This is a genomic window from Thiothrix sp. (assembly GCF_028714775.1).
In the GTDB taxonomy this organism is placed as follows: Bacteria; Pseudomonadota; Gammaproteobacteria; order Thiotrichales; family Thiotrichaceae; genus Thiothrix.
On sequence record NZ_JAQTLS010000031.1, the window covers coordinates 1 to 18,818 of the forward strand.

Annotated in this window: 17 protein-coding genes; 9 read left to right on the plus strand and 8 right to left on the minus strand. The window is 53.3% G+C overall.

Annotation, left to right across the window (positions count from 1 at the left end):
- Window positions 1-40 precede the first annotated feature (40 nt).
- The 9 genes from PHE17_RS19675 (at window position 41) to PHE17_RS19715 (ending at window position 10,211) form a co-directional block, all read left to right on the plus strand.
- On the plus strand, window positions 41-304 hold the full coding sequence (locus PHE17_RS19675) for a hypothetical protein (protein ID WP_301017625.1): 264 nt from the start codon (window positions 41-43) through the stop codon (window positions 302-304).
- Complete coding sequence (locus tag PHE17_RS19680; protein WP_301017626.1) at window positions 301-933, plus strand: metallophosphatase domain-containing protein; 633 nt, start codon at window positions 301-303, stop codon at window positions 931-933. Before PHE17_RS19675 ends, PHE17_RS19680 begins: the two co-directional genes overlap by 4 nt.
- 52 nt (window positions 934-985) lie before the next feature.
- Complete coding sequence (locus PHE17_RS19685) at window positions 986-2,236, plus strand: ATP-binding protein (RefSeq protein WP_301017627.1); 1,251 nt, start codon at window positions 986-988, stop codon at window positions 2,234-2,236.
- Window positions 2,233-2,742, plus strand: coding sequence for a hypothetical protein (locus PHE17_RS19690; protein ID WP_301017628.1), 510 nt, complete (start codon window positions 2,233-2,235; stop codon window positions 2,740-2,742). The genes PHE17_RS19685 and PHE17_RS19690 overlap by 4 nt, the downstream gene beginning before the upstream one ends.
- Window positions 2,742-5,963 (plus strand): type I restriction endonuclease subunit R, encoded by a 3,222-nt coding sequence (locus PHE17_RS19695; RefSeq protein ID WP_301017629.1) that lies wholly within the window; start codon window positions 2,742-2,744, stop codon window positions 5,961-5,963. The genes PHE17_RS19690 and PHE17_RS19695 overlap by 1 nt, the downstream gene beginning before the upstream one ends.
- Window positions 5,964-6,055: 92 nt before the next feature.
- Window positions 6,056-6,316, plus strand: a complete 261-nt coding sequence (locus PHE17_RS19700) for a hypothetical protein (protein ID WP_301017630.1) — start codon at window positions 6,056-6,058, stop codon at window positions 6,314-6,316.
- 562 nt (window positions 6,317-6,878) lie between these two features.
- Window positions 6,879-8,018 carry an integrase domain-containing protein gene (locus PHE17_RS19705; protein ID WP_301017631.1) on the plus strand — a complete coding sequence of 380 codons (1,140 nt, stop codon included), beginning with the start codon at window positions 6,879-6,881 and terminating at the stop codon, window positions 8,016-8,018.
- Window positions 8,015-8,374, plus strand: a complete 360-nt coding sequence (locus PHE17_RS19710; protein ID WP_301017632.1) for a hypothetical protein — start codon at window positions 8,015-8,017, stop codon at window positions 8,372-8,374. Before PHE17_RS19705 ends, PHE17_RS19710 begins: the two co-directional genes overlap by 4 nt.
- The gene (locus tag PHE17_RS19715; RefSeq protein ID WP_363320150.1) at window positions 8,301-10,211 is read left to right on the plus strand and encodes an AAA family ATPase; all 1,911 of its coding nucleotides are present in this window, start codon (window positions 8,301-8,303) and stop codon (window positions 10,209-10,211) included. Before PHE17_RS19710 ends, PHE17_RS19715 begins: the two co-directional genes overlap by 74 nt.
- 154 nt (window positions 10,212-10,365) lie before the next feature.
- Here PHE17_RS19715 and PHE17_RS19720 read toward each other — a convergent pair whose 3' ends face one another.
- The 8 genes from PHE17_RS19720 to PHE17_RS19755 form a co-directional block, all read right to left on the minus strand.
- A complete protein-coding gene (locus PHE17_RS19720) occupies window positions 10,366-11,190 on the minus strand; it encodes a formylglycine-generating enzyme family protein (RefSeq protein WP_301017633.1) in 825 nt (274 codons plus the stop codon).
- 96 nt (window positions 11,191-11,286) lie between these two features.
- The gene (locus PHE17_RS19725; RefSeq protein WP_301017634.1) at window positions 11,287-11,547 is read right to left on the minus strand and encodes an SUMF1/EgtB/PvdO family nonheme iron enzyme; all 261 of its coding nucleotides are present in this window, start codon (window positions 11,545-11,547) and stop codon (window positions 11,287-11,289) included.
- A complete protein-coding gene (locus tag PHE17_RS19730; RefSeq protein WP_301017635.1) occupies window positions 11,502-12,218 on the minus strand; it encodes a hypothetical protein in 717 nt (238 codons plus the stop codon). Before PHE17_RS19730 ends, PHE17_RS19725 begins: the two co-directional genes overlap by 46 nt.
- Window positions 12,193-12,690: an HRDC domain-containing protein gene (locus tag PHE17_RS19735; RefSeq protein ID WP_301017636.1), complete on the minus strand. Its 498-nt coding sequence runs from the start codon at window positions 12,688-12,690 to the stop codon at window positions 12,193-12,195. The genes PHE17_RS19730 and PHE17_RS19735 overlap by 26 nt, the downstream gene beginning before the upstream one ends.
- On the minus strand, window positions 12,687-15,836 hold the full coding sequence (locus PHE17_RS19740) for a formylglycine-generating enzyme family protein (protein ID WP_301017637.1): 3,150 nt from the start codon (window positions 15,834-15,836) through the stop codon (window positions 12,687-12,689). Before PHE17_RS19740 ends, PHE17_RS19735 begins: the two co-directional genes overlap by 4 nt.
- Window positions 15,833-16,801 carry a MoxR family ATPase gene (locus PHE17_RS19745; RefSeq protein WP_301017638.1) on the minus strand — a complete coding sequence of 323 codons (969 nt, stop codon included), beginning with the start codon at window positions 16,799-16,801 and terminating at the stop codon, window positions 15,833-15,835. Before PHE17_RS19745 ends, PHE17_RS19740 begins: the two co-directional genes overlap by 4 nt.
- A 12-nt stretch (window positions 16,802-16,813) precedes the next feature.
- Window positions 16,814-18,307: a trypsin-like peptidase domain-containing protein gene (locus tag PHE17_RS19750; protein ID WP_301017639.1), complete on the minus strand. Its 1,494-nt coding sequence runs from the start codon at window positions 18,305-18,307 to the stop codon at window positions 16,814-16,816.
- Complete coding sequence (locus tag PHE17_RS19755; RefSeq protein ID WP_301017640.1) at window positions 18,307-18,612, minus strand: trypco2 family protein; 306 nt, start codon at window positions 18,610-18,612, stop codon at window positions 18,307-18,309. Before PHE17_RS19755 ends, PHE17_RS19750 begins: the two co-directional genes overlap by 1 nt.
- Window positions 18,613-18,818 lie beyond the last annotated feature (206 nt).

The window sequence follows — 18,818 nt, forward strand, 5'->3', positions numbered from 1 at the left end:
TCGTTCAAATCCATGACACTCTCCTGCTTGGTCGCTGAGAGTGGAGCAGATCCTCGGCGGGCTTTCAACCTTTCAAGGTCAGGCTTATAAAATCAATTGGTTATGGTTTTTGTCGTGTACAGAGAATGTACCGCTAACTTTGGCATTTGATCAAATTGTTAAGCCTTATTTCGATAAGATTTTAGCAAATGGCATTCAAGCAAAAGCACTGACTAATCTTCGGGATACGCTGCTGCCGAAGCTGCTATCCGGCGAATTACGGATTCCAGAGGCGGAGTCGGTCGTGGAGGAAGCACTCGCGTGAAACTAACATTCATCTCCGACACCCATTCCCTGCAAGCCCGCTTGCCAACCATCGACGCGGGCGACGTGTTGATACATTGCGGCGATTTCACCGGGCGCGGTACGCTGGACGACACGCTGAATTTCGCCGAATTCATGGCAGCGCAGCCTTTCACCCACAAGATCGTGATTGCCGGAAACCACGACTGGTGCTTTGAAGACAAACGCCGCAAAATCGCCGAACACATCCTCAAAGAATACGGCCTCATCTACCTCAACGACTCTGGCATCGAAATTGACGGGGTGAAATTCTGGGGGTCGCCCATCCAGCCCGAATTCATGAACTGGGCATTTAACCGCGAACGGGGTGAAGCCATCCGCCAGCACTGGGACAAAATCCCCGTCGATACCGACGTGCTGATTACCCACGGCCCCGCGTCCGGCATACTGGACTTATGCACACATGGCAAACGGGTTGGCTGCGAGGATTTGCTGCACGCGATCAAACGCATCAAGCCGCGCATCCACGCCAGTGGTCACATCCACGAAGGCTACGGCAAAAAGAAAGTCGGCAAGACCCTGTTCATCAATGCCAGCCTGCTGGATGACCGCTATCAGGTGCGCAATCCGCCGATTGTGGTCGAGATATAATGTCGATAAAGTATATAAACTAAGGACTGGCTGAAATTTTAAGGAGCCTGTTGTGATAAAAGAGCTGAAACTAAAACACTGGAAAAGTTTTGATGAAGCAACGCTTTACATTGACCCGCTGACCATCATTATCGGAACCAATGCCAGTGGCAAATCCAACACGTTGGATGCATTGCTTTTCCTGCATCGAGTCAGTGTAGGTGTCAGTATCTTTCAGGCCATTAACGGCGATGTCAGTCTGCCTGCCCTACGTGGCGGTATGGAATGGATTTGCCTAAAACCCTATCGCCAGTTTTCGCTGGAAATCATTGCCGATGGCTTGAACAGCAAACAGGATTACCGCTATCACCTGACCGTAGAGGTCAATGGCACAAAAGCAGAAGTACTGCGCGAAGAATTGGTCATGATTACCTACCGGACACGCAGTGACCCCATCGAGAAAATCCTGTTTAGCGCCAAACACGAGGAATCCAATACTCCGGGTATTCCCGCCTACTTTTCCACAGGAACGCAAGGCCGAGGTAAACGGGTTGACCTGAGCCGTACACATGTGATCCTGAGCCAGACAGACACCCTGAGTCTGCGCAAAGACATACAGGAAGCCGCCCGTCACGTATTGAGCCAGCTCCAGCGCATCTTTGTGTTTGATCCTATTCCCAGCCATATGCGTGATTACACGCCCCTGTCCGATAAACTTCTGGCGGATGGCTCCAATATTGCAGGCGTGCTGGCAGGTCTGGAAGCATCACGCAAGCAGGGGGTAGAACAAACACTGACCCATTACTTGCGGGCATTACCTGAGCGTGACATTCAACGGGTCTGGACTGAAACTGTAGGGAAGTTCAACACAGATGCCATGTTGTATTGCCAAGAAGGCTGGTCTAACCAAGCTACTCACGAAATTGATGCCCGTGGCATGTCAGATGGCACTTTGCGTTATCTGGGTATAGTAGCAGCCCTTTTAACCCGTGAACCGGGTAGCCTGTTGGTGATTGAAGAGGTCGATAACGGCCTGCATCCGTCCCGTGCCAATGTACTGTTGGAGATGCTCAAAACGTTGGGCAAAGAACGTAATATTGATGTCATCGTCACCACGCATAACCCGGCTTTGCTGGATGCCGCCGGAGTCCGTATGTTGCCCTTCATAACAGTTGCGCATCGAGATGAAAGCTCCGGTGCCAGTGAACTCAAGCAATTGGAAGACCTGCAACAACTACCCAAACTACTGGCATCTGGCAGTTTGGGCAGGCTCAGCAGCGAAGGGCGGATCGAGTCGGCATTAAAGCTGGAGGATCAGCAGTGAGCAAAGTGTTGATCATTGACACCAGCATCCTGTGCGTATGGCTAAATGTTCCGGGGATGGACTCCTGCGGGCCGGATCATGACCGTTGGGACAAGCAGCGGGTCAATACAAAGATTGAACAGGAAAAAGCTGCCAACACAACGTTTGTCCTGCCCTTGGCAACCATTATCGAAACCGGAAACCATATTGCTCAAGCCCCCCATAGCCGTAAAGAACGGGCTGATGCACTGGCAGAGATCATGTACAAGAGCGCAGAGGATCAGGAGCCTTGGGCGGCATTTGCTCACCAGTCTGAATTATGGTCGCCAGAAGGCTTGAAAGCTTTGGCGGCAAACTGGCCAAACCTGGCAGCCAGAAAAATTTCTATCGGTGATGCAACCATTAAGGATGTCGCAGAATATTACGCCCAGTTACGCTTTGAGGTTGAAATTCTGACAGGCGACCAAGGTTTAAAGGCTTATCAACCTATTGCTCCGGCAGAAACACCACGACGGCGCAAAAGGTAATGGCAAGATTCACCGAAGCCAAACTGGAGCAAGCCATCATCACCCTGCTCGGCGAACAGGGCTACCCGCACGTTCCCGGTGAATCCATTGCCCGCAACCCGCAAGATGCTCTGCTGCAAGACGACCTCCGCGCTTACCTCACCAACCGTTACGCAGCCGACGGTATTACAGACAGCGAAATCGGGCAAATCATCCGCTGCTTGGAAACCCTGCCCGCCTCCGACCTGTACGACAGCAACAAAACCGTGATAAAACTGGTCACCGACGGTTTCCTGCTCAAACGCGAAGACCACCGCCAGAAAGACCTCTACATCCAGCTCATCGACTACAGCGACCTGAGCGCACAACGCATTCCCGACACCAACAAGATCGAAACCATTGGCGAGGCGCAATCCGCTTACCACAGCAAAAACCGCTACAAACTGGTCAACCAGCTCGAAATCGAAGGCTACGAAAAGCGCATCCCCGACGCGATCCTTTACATCAACGGCCTGCCGCTGGTGGTGTTCGAGTTCAAAAGCGCGGTACGTGAGGAAGCCACCATTCACGATGCCTACGTGCAACTCACCACCCGCTACCGCCGCGACATTCCCGAACTGCTCAAATACAACGCCCTGTGCGTGATTTCCGACGGAGTAAACAGCAAGGTCGGCTCGCTATTCGCCCGCTACGAATTTTTCTACGCATGGCGCAAGGTCACGGGTGATGAAAGTCTGGCGGTGGATGGCATCAGCTCGTTGCACACCCTGATACAAGGGCTGTTCGACAAACGCCGCCTGCGCGACGTGATTCGCAACTTCATCTACTTGCCGGACGGGGTGAACGCAGCCAGCAAAGAAGAAAAAGTGGTGTGCCGTTACCCGCAGTATTACGCCGCCACCAAGCTGTACGCCCACATCCTCACACACCGTAAACCACACGGCGACGGCAAAGGCGGCACGTATTTCGGCGCAACCGGCTGCGGCAAGAGTTACACCATGCTATTCCTTGCCCGTCTGCTGATGCGCAGCGTAGAACTCGCCAGCCCCACCATTGTGCTGATTACCGACCGCACCGACCTCGACGACCAGCTTTCCGGGCAGTTCGTCAAAGCCAAAAGCTACATCGGCGACGACAGCATCATCAGCGTGGAAAGCCGCGCCCAATTGCGTGAATTGCTCAAAGGCCGCACCAGCGGCGGCGTGTTCCTCACCACCATTCACAAATTCACCGAAGACATCGAGCTGCTGTCCGAGCGCAACAACATCATCTGCATTTCGGATGAGGCGCACCGCAGCCAGATCAACCTCGACCAGAAAGTCCGTGTCACCGAGCAGGGTGTGAAACGCACTTTCGGTTTCGCCAAATACCTGCACGACTCGCTGCCCAACGCCACCTACGTCGGCTTCACCGGCACACCCGTGGATGCCACGCTGGAAGTTTTCGGGCGTATCGTCGACAGCTACACCATGACCGAATCGGTCAAGGACGACATCACCGTGCGCATCGTCTACGAAGGCCGCGCCGCCAAAGTCTTCCTCGACAACCGCAAGCTGGCAGAAATCGAAACCTACTACCAGCAATGCGCCGAAGAAGGTGCAAGCGACTACCAGATTGAGGAAAGCAAGAAAGCCTCTGCCAACATGAGCGCCATCCTCGGCGACCCCGACCGCCTCAAGGCACTCGCGGCTGATTTCGTCGAGCATTACGAAAACCGCGTAGCAGAAGGCGCAACCCTCAAGGGCAAAGCCATGTTCGTGTGCAGCAAGCGCGAAATTGCGTGGGACTTCTACCAGCAAATCATCGCCCTGCGCCCAGAATGGGCAGAAGTGCGTGATTGTGAGGAAGGCGCGGAACTGAGCGACGAAGACCGCAAGAAACTCAAGCCCATCGAACACCTGAAACTGGTGATGACACGAGGGCAGGATGACCCGAAGACCCTTTACGACCTGCTGGGAACCAAGGAATACCGCAAGGAACTCGACCGCCAGTTCAAAGAAGCCAAGTCCAATTTCAAAATCGCCATCGTGGTGGATATGTGGCTGACTGGCTTTGACGTGCCGGAACTGGACACGATTTACATCGACAAACCGATCCAACGCCACAGCCTGATCCAGACCATTTCCCGCGTCAACCGCACCATTGCAGGCAAAAACAAAGGGCTAGTGGTCGATTACATCGGCATCAAGCGCCAAATGAATGAAGCCCTCAAGCAGTATTCCAAGGGCGACGAAGACAACTTTGAGGAAATCCAGCAATCCATCATCGCCGTCAAAGACCAGCTCGACCTGTTGGGTAAGCTGTTCCACCCCTTCGACAGCAGCGGATACTTTAGCCATGAACCGATGGCGCAATTGCAATGTTTGAACCTTGCCGCCGAATTCGTGCAGCTCACCCAAAAGCTCGAACAGCGATTCATGGGGCTGGTGAAACGCCTCAAAGCCGCTTACGACATCTGTTCCGGCAGTGACGCTTTCACCCAAGACGAGCGCGACCGCATCCACTTCTACTTGGCGGTACGCTCCATCGTCTTCAAGCTCACCCGTGGCAACGCCCCGGATACCGCGCAAATGAACGCCAAAGTGCGCGAGATGATCAAAGACGCGCTGCAAAGCGATGGCGTGGAGGAAATCTTCAAGCTGGGCGAAGACGACGCCTCTGAGGTGGATTTGTTCTCTGACGATTACCTCGCCAAGATCGACAAGATCAAACTGCCCAACACCAAAATCAAGCTGCTGCAACAGCTACTCGAACGCGCCATTGCCGAATTCAAGAAGACCAACCGCGCCAAGGGCGTGGACTTTTCCAAACAGTTCAAGGCACTGGTCGACCGCTACAACGAGCGCGACGAACAGAATGTGCTGGTCAGCAACGTACTGGACGACTTCGCCAATGAAATTATCGACCTGTTCCACGCCCTGCAACGCGAAAAGGCATCGTTTGCCGACCTCGGTATCGACTTTGAGGAAAAAGCGTTCTACGACATACTCAAAGGGCTGGCGGTCAAATACGATTTCACCTACCCCGAAGACAAGCTGCTAGCCCTCTCCCAAGCCGTGAAAGCGGTGGTCGATGACAAAGCCCGCTACACCGACTGGAACCAGCGTGACGACATCAAAGCCGAACTGAAAGTCGACCTGATTATGCTGTTGGCAGAATACGGCTACCCGCCGGTTGACCGCGATGAGGTTTACAAGGAAATCTTTTCGCAGGCGGAAAATTTCAAGAAGTACAGGAGTTAAATACCCGCCGTTTCTGACCGTCAAAAACTGGATTATCACGCGATCTGCTGCCAAAATTCGTCACAAGCAAAAATAATCGCGAGGGTAATGCATTGTCTGGAGAACACAGCAAAGAACAGGAATTGCGACAGGAGGTGGATACACTGCAAGCCCGCCTGAAACAAGAAAAGCACTGGCGGGTCAATGCCACCAAAGTGGCAGAACGGCGCAAGGTACAAGTTGACCGACTTAAGCAGGAGTGCGCAGAGCTGAGCGCCTCACTAACTGCTGTGGGTACAAGGGTCAATTACCTACACGGTGAAATTTTGAAAGCAAACCCCAGTTTTAAGCTCCCTGAGCACTTGCTACAATAACGGCTCATTTGTGGTTCCGAACCCCTAAAATCGAGACGCCATTCACTGGCACAGCCCGCCTGACCAACGAGAAGCCAGAACCCATTCTGGCACAGCCCGTCTGACCAACGAGAAGCCACCCACCAAAGTGGTACAGCCCGCAGCCCGGAAGCTGCACACCAAGTACCGGATATAACCGTATCCACTATTCCACCACTACCGCCGCCAAGTTGCACCCCACAGGTACACGCGACCAACGGGAGCGCGGCACACAAACGGAACCTTAGCACGGCACGAAAGCGTACCGGGAACTGCGGCAACATCTTTGCGCCTGTCTCTTTGCCCAAAAGAGACAGGCGCGGGATTCCTGCCGCAACCGTTTGTTTTGTAACAGCAATAAGGTTTATGGCGCAGCGCATAAACCTGCACTAAAACCCACTGGAAGGCGGTAGGGCAACAGGTCTTTGACCTGTAGCAGCCCCAACCTGCCATGCACTCGCCACCTGACACGGGTTTTAGCTGGGCTTCCCTGCCGTAGGCAAAACGGCAAACCATCCACTACCGCCGGGCAACCGGAAACGCGGTGGGGGGAAACCAGAGCATCAGTAACGTACTGGCAACATGCCGCCAGACCAGCAAGCATGTAACCGGCCCGGATGGGCAAACCACAAAGCGCGGGCGGCGCTTCATCCGCTTTTTCACTCAGCAAGTAACAAAAGGTAGCCGTTGTGGTTTGTCTGTAGGGTCATCTAACCATCAGGAAAAACAAATGGGGAAATACGCATCAGCCCGTAATTTTGGGTACGGGAAATCCATGTCTTATGCAGGTAGCCAAGCCTTGGCTGACCGTTTTGGTGGCGGGCATTTCAATAGCGTTGCGGCGCATTCTTCGCGCTTTGGGCAGTTTGCGGATTACCTGAAAAGCGCGGGTATCCGTGATGCCAAAGACGTTGGGCAAAGCACCGTCGCGGCATACGGGCAGCAATTGGCGGATAAGGTGGAGGCGGGGGAAATGAGCGTTGCCTATGCACAAAACCTCCTTTCCAGCGTCAATGTTACGCTGTCAGCTTTACGCGGCGATGAAACCATCAAAGTCAGCCCTGCCAGTTTTGTGGGGGAACGTTCCCATGTGCGCACCGAAGCACCGGGCGGGCTTGACCGCACAGAGGTACAAACTGCCAGTACCAGCATGAGGGAGGCAGGCTTAGGCCGTGCCGCCGCCGTCACCGAATTGGCACGGGAATTCGGCTTGCGGGAACGTGAGGCCACCTTGGGCAATTTGGGACGCTGGAGTAAAGAAGCCAAACAGCAAGGCGCAATCAATATCACCGAAGGCACAAAAGGCGGCAGGGGTAATGAAATTGACCGTTGGGTTGCTGTCACCCCGGCGGGGATGGATGCACTCAAGCGTGCTTTGGAGGCCAGCCCGGACGGTTCCAAAAACCTGTTGGAAGCGGGCGAAAGCTACATCAGTTTTGTGCGTGGTGAGCTGAACGCCGGGCGGGAACACCTCAAAGAAGCTGGGATAGTGACCTACCACGACCTACGCGCCGCTTATGCCTGCGAACGTTACCAGCAACTCACCGGGCAGGAAGCGCCGTGCGTAGCTGGCGGGTTATTGGCAGACCGGGACGCTGACCTGCAAGCCCGTGAAACCCTCACCGAAGAACTGGGGCATGGGCGGGTGGATGTGGTGGCTTCCTATGTGGGAGGGCGCAAATGAGCATTCCCTTACTGTTGTCGGCGGCAATCCCCGGCTCGAAACGCACCATCAGTGACCACATCAAACGCGGTGGACGGATCGCAGCGGCAATCCAACAGCGTTACCAAATCAGCAATCCCCACCAATGGCAGGCCAAACATTTGCGTTGGTTTTTGGAAGTACAAACGGCGGGGATGCCCACTGCCAGCCGCTATGATTACTGGCGCACTTGCCGGGCACTCGCTTCGGCTCTGGGGAAATGGCCTGCATGGGAAACTCATGTACGGGGTAACTGGAACCCACATGCCAGCAAACAACGTGGGGGGAGGCCAGCGAAGCTGGCGAATAGGGGCATCAGTAATCCGGCATCACGCTGACCTGCAAGGCTGGTATAATCTCCCCATCAGCCCAGTGCAAGGAACACCCATCATGATCCGCTTCCCCTATGGCATCAGTGATTTTCACCGCATCCGCACCGAAAACCACTTGTACCTCGACCGTACTGCCCACATTGCCGAGTTGGAAGAGGCGGGGCAACAGTTGATCTTCTTGCGCCCTCGCCGCTTTGGCAAATCCTTGCTGCTGTCCACCTTAGCCAATTATTACGACGTGAATACCGCGCCTGAATTTGAGGTGTTGTTTGGGGATTTGGCCGTCGGGCGACAGCCCACGCCGGAGCGTAACCGTTACTTGATCTTGCGTTGGGATTTTTCCAAAGTGTCGTCGCAAGGCAATATTGGACAGATCAAACAGAGCCTGTTCCACCATATCAACCGGGTGGCGGAAGGGTTTTACTCGCGTTACGCCGCTGTTGTTGCTCCCGGCACGGTGTTTGAAAACGATGCGCTTGCCACTTTCGAGGCATTGCTGAACGCGGTAACAGGCAGTGGGCATCAGGTGTACCTGCTTATTGACGAATACGACAATTTCGCCAACGAAGTGCTGGTACACGATGTACGCGACACTAACCGTTACCACGACCTGCTGGAAGGCGAAGGCATCCTTAAAACCTTGTTCAAAGTGATTAAGGGCAGCGCGTCGGAGGGGAAAATTGCACGGGTGTTCATTACTGGCGTATCGCCGTTGGTATTGAGCGATGTAACCAGCGGCTACAACGTCGCCACCAATGTTTACTTTGATCCGCGTTTTAACCAGTTGTGCGGCGTTACCCAAGCGGAGGTGACGGATTTGATGACACAAGTCCTGTGCGGCTGCGGACAGGATGCGGCACAACTGCCAATCCTGTTGGATACCATCAAGCAGTTTTACAATGGCTACCGCTTTTGTGGGAAGGCCGATAAAGCGTTACTGTATAACCCGACGCTGTGCTTTTATTTCCTGCGCCACTACCAGCGCGAATGCACAACCCCACGCCAGATGCTGGATGCCAACTTGGCGATGGATGCGGGACGTATCCGCTACATTGCCACACTACCCGCTGGGGCAGCGGTGATTGAACAGATTCTGGATGAGCAAAACCCGGTGTCGCTGGATTATCTGGAAGACCGCTTCGGGGTGGAAAAGCTCCACGACTTGCAGACCGACCCGCGTTATATGGTGTCGTTGCTGTATTTCTTTGGGGTGCTAACCATTACCGCCATCGGCGAATTGGGGGAGTTAGAATTGGGCGTACCCAATCGCGTCATCCACAGCCTCTATCTGGAGGAATTGCGCCGCGAAATGTTGCCCAACCCGCAAGACCAGCAAGCGGTGGCAGCCTTAGCAAAGCGTTTCTACCAAACCGCTGAGTTACAGCCGTTGGCGGACTACCTTGAAACTACCTGCTTTGCCGCCTTCAGCAACCGGGATTATGCGTGGAGCAATGAGCTGACCATCAAAACCGCGTTCATGACTTTGCTGTTCAATGACATTTACTACCTGATGGATTCGGAAGCTGCGGTACAGCGGCGCTATACCGATTTGCTGATGATTGTCCGCTCCGGGATGCGCCAGCACCAAACCTTGAAGGACTTCGTGCTGGAATTCAAATACCTGTCACTGGGCGATGTCGGCATGAGCGGCGGGCAAGTACGCCAGCAATCGCGGGAAGCGTTGGCACAACTGCCCGTGGTGCAAGTGGCACTCCAAGCCGCGCAAGCCCAGCTACGTGCTTATCGGCAAGTGCTGGATGCCAAATACCAAGAACCGCAACGGCTGTATTGCATCGCGGTGGTGGCACTGGGGTTTGAGCGGCTGGTGTGGCAAACCGTTTAGGTTTCTCTGGCTGTTGGGAAACCCCTATCAGTGGTGAAACCTGTCGCTCCCGACGCTGCCACGGCCTGCCGTGTCGCCCGCTCCACGTCTGTCCGCGTCTGCGCCGTCCGCTTTTACCTGTTTTGCGGCTCCGCCGCCCTGCCCTGACCTGTGCTCAATGACCTAAAATCAAACGGAAGCCACTGCCGTCGTTACGGCCATCAGGCCCGTCCCTGTCACGGTAGGCAGAACGGCAGCCCCCGCCGTCGTAGGCCCACGAGCCGCCGCGAACGACGCGCTCAACGCCTGCTTCTTGGTCGCCTCCGGCGATACCCTCCGGGTCTGTAACCGGCGAAGCCGGTAATTTTTCTTGCCACACATCCTGACACCATTCCCACACGTTGCCGTGCATGTCATACAAGCCCCAAGCATTACTGGGATAACTGGTGACATCGGTGGTTTGTTGCTTTGCGCCATCGCCCCATTTATCTAAACCTTCCCATTCCCAAGTACCTCGGTAATTCACTTTGTCGAGCGTCAACTCATCACCGAAATTAAACGGGGTTTGCGTTCCGGCGCGGCAGGCATATTCCCATTGGGCTTCGGTGGGCAGGCATACATTCAGGTCGGGGTGGACTTGGTTGAGTTTGGTGATAAAGGCTTGGGCATCATTCCAGCTTACCTGTTCGACAGGGCGTTTTTCGCCTTTGAAGTTGCTGGGGTTTTCACCCATGACAACTTGCCACAGGGCTTGGGTAACGGGAGTTTCTGCCATCCAGAAACCCTTGCTGAGAGTAACTTGGTGCTGAATTTCCCAATCAAGACGACCTTTTTCAGTTTCCGGCGAACCCATCATGAACGTGCCGGGTTCGATCCAACGGAAGGCGTGGCGTACATCGTAGTAGGTGAACGCCATCCATAAACCGTATTGGTCTTCGCCCCAGTCGGAAGCCCAAGCGTAAGGAAAAACAGGGGGGGAGAGGTAGTTACGGTAGGTCATTCAGCCTGCCCACAAGAAATTTAAAGGCGGTCATCCGGCAAGCGTTCACCGGGCATCCGCTCCCATTACTAGCATACCGGCGACCTTGCTTTTTGCTTACGGTTGCCCACAAGACTGGATGACGATCTGGTCATTCACACCCATTCCAACGGCGTGTTGAGCTAAAAGCAAACGGAAGCCAAGGTTGTTGTTACGGTCATCAGGCTCGTTCCTGTTACGGTAGGCAGAACGGCAGTTCCTGCCGTTGTTGTTCCACGAGCCGCCGCGAATGACGCGCTTAACGCCTGCTTTCGATCTGTCACCCAGCGTTATCATACCGCTAAGGGTGGGTGGCGGCGCAAGTTTTCCTGTCGCCATGCGAGGCTATCCGTGCCAGCCACAATGGCATGGACAGCCGCATGGGCAAGCTGTAGCTGGTTGGTGTCAATCATGCCGTTCAGGTAAAGCTGTTCCCAGTATTGCCGCCGTTGCTGGTAGCGACGTTTGCGCCGACGGCTGAGGCGGATAGCGCCTTGCAGGATAAGTATCCGCTGTAGTTGTGCTTCACATTCCGCCCCTTTGAAACGGCACATCAGGACTGGCAACAGGCGTTCGTGGTCAATGGAGGCAAAATAGCCGCTGATGTCGATCTTGGCGTAATACGCATATTGGCACAGGTGTTGCTGAACTTGTTGTGCGGCTTTGTGGACACCTTTATTGACGCGGCAGGCGTAACTGGTGGGCATCATGGCACGTTCCAGAACTTCCCCGGCGAGGTTCATCAAGGCGTGGTGGAAAATGCGGTCTTCAAAGCAGGCTGCGTGGATCAGGCGTTTTTTCGGGTCATGAATCTGGAAGGCGCGGAATTTTCCGTAAGGCAGGCGGGCTGCGCGGATGTCGATACCAAGATGGTTGAGGTTGTTGTCAAAATCCTGCATGAAGGCTTGCACGTCACCGCGATGGCGTTTGCCTTTGGCGGCTTTACGGAAAGCCTCAATGAGATTTTTGCGCTCAGCAATGGCTTCAAGCGTGATGAGGGTGCGTTTCATCGGCAGGCGGCAGGTGCGTTTGCAGGCATTCGATGAAAGCATCGCCGTATTTGTCGGCGCGGGTTTGCCCAATACCCTCTACATCCATCAAGGCTGACTTGCTACTGATGCGGCGTTGCACGATGGCGGCAAGCTGTTCATTGGTGAAAACGTTATAAGGGGGGATACCATCACGCTCGGCGGTCGTTTTGCGCAATTCGCGCAGGCGGGAATAGAGGGTGAAATCGTCGTCGCTCAGCACTTCTTTGTAGTCGATCTTGCCGCTGGTTTTGGTATTGCGCTTGAGGTTGCTGCCTGCCAACGAGCCTTCATTGTCTGACCACGTGACACAAACTGCCCAAAAGCTGTTTGCGCCATCGGCGACAAAATGCTTGTCGACGTTGCTGATGCGGTGCTGGTCACAGAAGGCGTTGAGGTCGGCTTCGATGTCTTCCGGGGTTGCTACCGGGATTTTGAAAAATTTCTGCTTCATTTGCGTTTCTTAGGTTTTTTCCTTGATTTGCCCGCTCCCGGTGCTGCCACGGCCTGCCGTGTCGCCCGCGCCACGTCTGTCCGTGTCTGCGCCGTCCGCTCTTGCCTGTTTTGCGGCTCCGCCGCCCTGCCCGGCCTTAGCTCAAAATGACCTAAAATCAAGCGAAAGCCCCCGCCGCTGTCGCTACGGCCATCAGGCTCGTACCTGAAACGGTAGGCAGAACGGCAGCTCCCGCCGAAGTCGCCCCACGAGCCGCCGCGAACGACGCGCTCAACGCCTGCTTTGTCGCCTCCGGCGACACCCTCCGGGTCTGTAACCGGCGAAGCCGGTAATTTTTCTTGCCACACATCCTGACACCATTCCCACACGTTGCCGTGCATCTCAAACAAACCCCACGGGTTGGCTGGAAGGGATTTGACCGGGACAGTTTTTTCTCTATATAGACCTTTTTTGCCACCTGCGTAGGGATAATTACCCTCGTAGTTCACCTGTTCCGGGGTGATGTTATCGCCGAACGAAAACGGCGTAGTCGTACCAGCACGACAGGCATATTCCCATTGGGCTTCGGTGGGGAGTTTAGCTTGTAGACTGGGAATAAGCGCATTGAGCTTTTGGAGGAAATCTTGAATGTCGTTCCAGCTTACTTGCTCAACGGGGTTGTTAGGGTTATCGCTGAAACGGCTGGGGTTGTTACCCATGACCGCTTGCCATTGGGCTTGGGTAACGGTGGTATCTGCCAGCCAGAAACCTTGGGTTAGGGTAACTTGGTGTTGAACTTCATCGCCGTAGCGTTCGGCTTCGGATTCGGGAGAACCCATGAGGAATGTGCCGGGTTCGATCCAGCGGAAGCGTTGGGTGATACCTTTTATGTCGAGGTCGGCGTAGAGGCCGTAGTTATCTGTGCCGATGTCGCCGGGTGGGAAGCCTTGCCAATGCCCTGCCCCGTCGATTGTTGGGGGTTGCCAATAGGAACGGTAGTGGTTGCCTAGACAGTGGTGCTCGATGAATAAGCCTTCGGCATCGCGCCCGATGCTGTCTGCCCAAGTTGGTCGTTGCACCTGCCTGAAATATAAGGTCTCCATATCGCCGCGAACTACCCGAGCCGCAGCCTTTGTCAACACACAAAGCGGTTCGGTCATCTGCCCTGCTTGAAATTGCAGTGAATGTCGAATCACCGTTCCACTCGTAGCATCAACAGCTTCTACATATAACAAACCTCGACGTAACTTTATTGACCCCAAATAACTGCCTGAAATAAGAGCATCCGATGAGATAATCTTTGATGCGACGTTTCCTAGAACTTCTCCCAGTACAGCACCACCAACCCCGCCTACAACGGATGAAACCGTCTTCGATGCGGCGTTCCCTAACACATCTCCCAGTACATTATCACCTAGCGTAGATGAGATGGTTTTCGATGCAGCGCTTCCTAGCACTCCTCCCAACATTCCTCCTAGCACCCCTCCTATTGCCCCTCCTATTGCCCCTCCTAGCGCAACACCACCTACGACAGCCCTTCCCCCTATTATTCCCTCGCCAACCAAGCCATTGCCCTTAACTTTTCCCAACAACTGATTAATAGCGGAAGTTGCAACAACAAATAGGACTTCGCCTTGTTGGACTAATGCCAACGTTTGCTCTTTTGAATGGCTGCTTGGTAATTTTGCAGGGTCTATGGGGTAATCAGCATGATATACCTGCTCATGTTTATGCACTTGCACCGCAATCTGTTGCAGTGTTGTCCCCACTTCGGGTAAGTCCCACGCAGCCAAAGGCAGACGCTTTTCCATACGCCGAAACCATGAACGTGTAGCCACATCCGCCAGCACTTCCGCATTATCACCGTCATAACGCTGGCTCAGTTGCCTAAAATACTGGTTAGCGTCAACAAGGTCAGCTTGAGGGACAACCTGACGCGAGCTTGCATCCAAACTACTTATCTCTTCAAACCAGACCTGTTCCCGCAGGGGCGACCGCCATTGGCGGATGATGTCCAACACCGTTTGCTTGAGGGGGTCAGGTAACGCACCAAACCGTTCCAGCCATTGGCTTCTTGCCGCAGGGTTGGGGGTTGCCGCCACGCTGGAAAGCTCCAGCATATCAGGGTGTTGCCAAACCGCCGCTTCCACACTAGCGTCGAAGTTATAACCATGTTGGGCTACTGCCAGCCTGACACTACGCAACAAACCCGGTTCTAAGCGGATAGCAGGTGCTAACAAATGCAGCAATTCACCCGCTTGTTCGCGGCGCGTGCCCTTATCCCGCTTATCCAGTTGCCGCAAGGGTTCCCACGGCTCCAAATTAAACAACGCACGTAAACGCGAATCACAGGCTTCCGGGTGACATGGCACAACCGCAATCAATTTGCAGTCCATGCGTTGCAACATTGCCCCTATCCGCAACCACATAGCCACCTGTTCCGCCGGATTCTCTGACAATGCCCCCAAATCACTGAACACCAGCACGACACTGCCTTCCGGCGGTAATACCCAATCACTCATTTGCCCATCGACCAATAAATCCCGGCTATTGGCATAGTCAGGCAAATAGGATTCCAGCAAATTGGCAAATAACCCTTGATCCAACCAGTAGGGTGTCAAGTGCAAATGGTGGTCGTCAATGATATGCAAATGCCGCCCCAAGCTGCGACGGCTGGCACGGGGGATGTGATACAGGTATTCACCACGCCCCAGCTTTTTCATCACAGCGTCCACATCCAACTCACGCCCCACACGCTGATGTTTTAAATGATGAAATAAGCGCGGCAACAAGGAACGTGGGGATACCAACGGGTAATAGGCGGGTTTAGTTTGCGGGCGGCTTGTCCAACCAACAGGGGCTGAGAAATCGGTATTATCGCTATCCGCAGCCTCTAACACCGTAGCCTCACGCCGTTCCAACAACCAAAAACCCACTTCTGGTTTCAGCCCTTCACAAATAACAGCAGCGGGCGTGAATAACGGGGCAACGGATTCACTCTCAGCACACGTTACACCCGTTATCCCTAAGTAACTATCAACAAGTGGCTGCTGCTCCAGCCCCAACTGCCCCGCAAGGTACTGTAAAGCGGATTGTTCCCCAAGCACCGACAAGCCCAACAAGTCGGCGCGGTTTAACTGACTTCTGCGGTGGCGTGGCTTACTCATGTGCGTTCAGCGTGAAATCCCGGATGTTTCTGATACGTAAACGTCCGCAATTCCTTGATGTAATCCGTTGCTGGTTTGCTGGTTTGCTGGCTTAAACGCTGGATGCCACGCAGCATATCGAAATATTCGGCTTGCCCCGGCAATGGGTAAAATCCCCTGCCTTTGGCGTATTGCCTGTCTTCCACCAACATCGCCGCCGCTTCCGTAAATACTGCCGTGTTCAACTCGGGGAAATAAGCCGCATTTTGTTCCGCACGTTTCACCAAAAACGCTTGTTGTTCGCCTGATTCAGCAGGAAAAGACAGGTGCAACGACAGGCAACGGCGTAGGAAAGCATCCGGTAATGAACGCTCCTCATTGGTGGTAATCATCACCAATGGCTTTTGTCCGCAACAAGTCACTGGCTCATCCAGACCTTGGGGGTGGAAACGGCTTGAACCCAAGGCTTCCAACAAACCATTGGGCACATCAGTATCCGCCTTGTCGATTTCATCAATCAGTACTACCACACCATTTTCGACCTTGCGCCCAGCAATATCAGGTTCTTTTCGCTTGCACTGTTTTGCCATTTTTTGGGCAGACTCCCAATTCAATGCCCACCACATCACCCCCGGCACAATGAAATTTTCAATCGCCAACGGGTCAGCTTCACCTTGGGGAGCAGGATTTCGGTTTAATTGGGCTTCTGCCAAACGTGCTACTGCGTCGAAATGCCATAACAGGTCACGGGCTTCAGTCCGGGCATCCGCCACAAAATGCAGGAACGGACGCGACAGTTCTTTTGCCACTGCTTTCACTAACTGGCTTTTTCCAATACCCGGCTCACCCCAGATCAGTAACGGGCGGTTAATCGCAAGCGCGGCATTCACCGCATTGACCATATCGCTATCCAGCACATGGCACACGGTATCACCAACATCATTGGTGACTTCGATGGTTTTCAGGTTAGGATCAAGCAATTGCATGGTATCTCCGGGTTATTCGCCAACAGAAGTGTCTGCCAGCAGATTAAAAGTACGGTTTTCCATTATTTGACGATCACCGCTCTCATCCATATCCAAACTAAGCAGCGTAATATGCGGGTAACTAGCTTTTAATCCCTGTGCCAATTGCTGAAGACGTACATCATCTTCTTCGTTACCTGACAAATTTAATAGCCAATAATAGCTGGGGCGTTTTTCAGTGGCATCATCCTCAAACCATGCTCTCACCAACTTCTTTTTTACTTCGGGTACAGGTGTACGAGGAGGACGAAGGCGAGGATAAATATTTTTGTACAAATGTTCATCCAGTGCGATTTGTATCGCATCCAAATCAACACCACCGTAAATTCGGCGGTATAAATCATCGTCTATATCATGCTGTTGTTGGTCTGTCGTTTCAGCCCCTGTTTCCGGCGGCAATGACAAACGATAAGCCCCTGGCATTGACTGTTTGCGGTTATTCACTGAAAAATTCGCAGGCCGTTGGTCAACACCTGCCATCAAAATATCAGCGGAAATTTCAGTTGCATAAGGAATTTCAAGTATACCAACAGAGGCATTACCCTTAGCTACCCGAATGGTAGTAATACAGTCAAAACCGTACAACGAAGGCAACAACAAACGCACCAGATTTCCCAATTCCTGCCGTACAGATAAAGATGCACTTGCTTTTTGCGCATCACGTACAACACCAAGCAATTGCGGAATGGTCAAACGTACCAAATAACGGATGATGTTTTCAGGTGAATCAATCACATGATTATCAATCAGGCGAATTTGAAAATATAGGGATGCCTTGACATCTCTGTGATCCTGCAAGTGCTTTATTGAGGAATCGAAGTGCTGTTCTACTCCATCAATGCCAACTCTCTCGCGGAAATTGGGTCTGGATTTATCCGCCAACAACCACGGAATGGAAACAGCATTAAAACACGCTGCCCGATTTGTTGGCGTAGACGTGATCACAGCATACAACACTCTCCCATGAAACACGGGTGCGCCAGAAATTCCGCGCCAACCTGCCTTTTCCAGTGCATCACTCTCCGAAGTCAGGCTGATTTCATGACTGGCAGAATCAGGTGCGTGGAATTTCCCCAACGCAGAAATTTTTTTCCTAACATCCCCACCATCCTCATCTTTGCCAATAGCAGGATAGCCAAAACTTTCCCACGTAACGTGTGCTACGGGAGGTTGTCGCGCTAACAGTAATGGGGATACTTGAGCTTGCGGTGGAATCTGGCATTCTAGGATGGCGACATCACAATCAACTCCACCATCAAACACAATCTTTGCATTCTCATCCTTGTGACCAAGATCAGGCCATTCCACCGTAATCGGTTTGGTTTCATCGCGCTCAGGAAACACCACCACATGCCGTGCGGTTAGTACTAAGTTCTTGCCAATCGGGTAGCCCGTACCAACAGTCCGCTTACCACCGTATTTAGCCTGTTTAGTCGGCAAGATTTTAGCAATGAGCGTGGTATCCATCACTCATCATCGGATAACAAAACATTGGTCGACTCACCAGTTTCAGGATCATTCCGGTTTGGTGTCAAACTCAATTTGATCTTCTGTGTAGCTGACTTTTTGTACTTTCCACTGGCTTTAGCTTCCAGCACCCAAAACTTGATGCCACCCTCAAGACCGCCTTCCTTTTCCACCACCGTCTGAAATTCCACCTCGATGTTGTTGAGGTTAAACTTCAGGCCATGTCCTTGCGCCGCCCATTCGGCTTGCTTGATTTCTTCGCGCAGCGCTTTCATTACTTCCGCCAGTTCGAGTTTCTGCCCCATAGTGTTTCCCCAGTCTGTAACTAATGAGCTTTCTTTATAGTGGTTGGGTACAAGATGCGCAAGCCCCAGCCGCCACACACGACTAAGTTCGGCTACCTGTCCTTCTACTGTCGCAACTGTCGCAACTGTCGCAGCCGCATACGCGACAGGTGTAGCGACGGGGAAGAACAAACGAATACATTCAAAAACAAAAGGTTACGAATTAT

Excerpts from the sequence above, each read along its gene's own strand:
- PHE17_RS19695 (WP_301017629.1), top strand. The coding sequence starts at position 2,742 with ATGGCAAGATTCACCGAAGCCAAACTGGAGCAAGCCATCATCACCCTG.
- PHE17_RS19730 (WP_301017635.1), bottom strand. The coding sequence starts at position 12,218 with ATGAAACGCACCCTCATCACGCTTGAAGCCATTGCTGAGCGCAAAAAT.
- PHE17_RS19755 (WP_301017640.1), bottom strand. The coding sequence starts at position 18,612 with ATGGGGCAGAAACTCGAACTGGCGGAAGTAATGAAAGCGCTGCGCGAA.
- PHE17_RS19750 (WP_301017639.1), bottom strand. The coding sequence starts at position 18,307 with ATGGATACCACGCTCATTGCTAAAATCTTGCCGACTAAACAGGCTAAA.
- PHE17_RS19720 (WP_301017633.1), bottom strand. The coding sequence starts at position 11,190 with ATGACCTACCGTAACTACCTCTCCCCCCCTGTTTTTCCTTACGCTTGG.
- PHE17_RS19740 (WP_301017637.1), bottom strand. The coding sequence starts at position 15,836 with ATGAGTAAGCCACGCCACCGCAGAAGTCAGTTAAACCGCGCCGACTTG.
- PHE17_RS19745 (WP_301017638.1), bottom strand. The coding sequence starts at position 16,801 with ATGCAATTGCTTGATCCTAACCTGAAAACCATCGAAGTCACCAATGAT.
- PHE17_RS19715 (WP_363320150.1), top strand. The coding sequence starts at position 8,301 with ATGCCAGCAAACAACGTGGGGGGAGGCCAGCGAAGCTGGCGAATAGGG.
- PHE17_RS19725 (WP_301017634.1), bottom strand. The coding sequence starts at position 11,547 with ATGGCGACAGGAAAACTTGCGCCGCCACCCACCCTTAGCGGTATGATA.
- PHE17_RS19735 (WP_301017636.1), bottom strand. The coding sequence starts at position 12,690 with ATGAAGCAGAAATTTTTCAAAATCCCGGTAGCAACCCCGGAAGACATC.
- PHE17_RS19710 (WP_301017632.1), top strand. The coding sequence starts at position 8,015 with ATGAGCATTCCCTTACTGTTGTCGGCGGCAATCCCCGGCTCGAAACGC.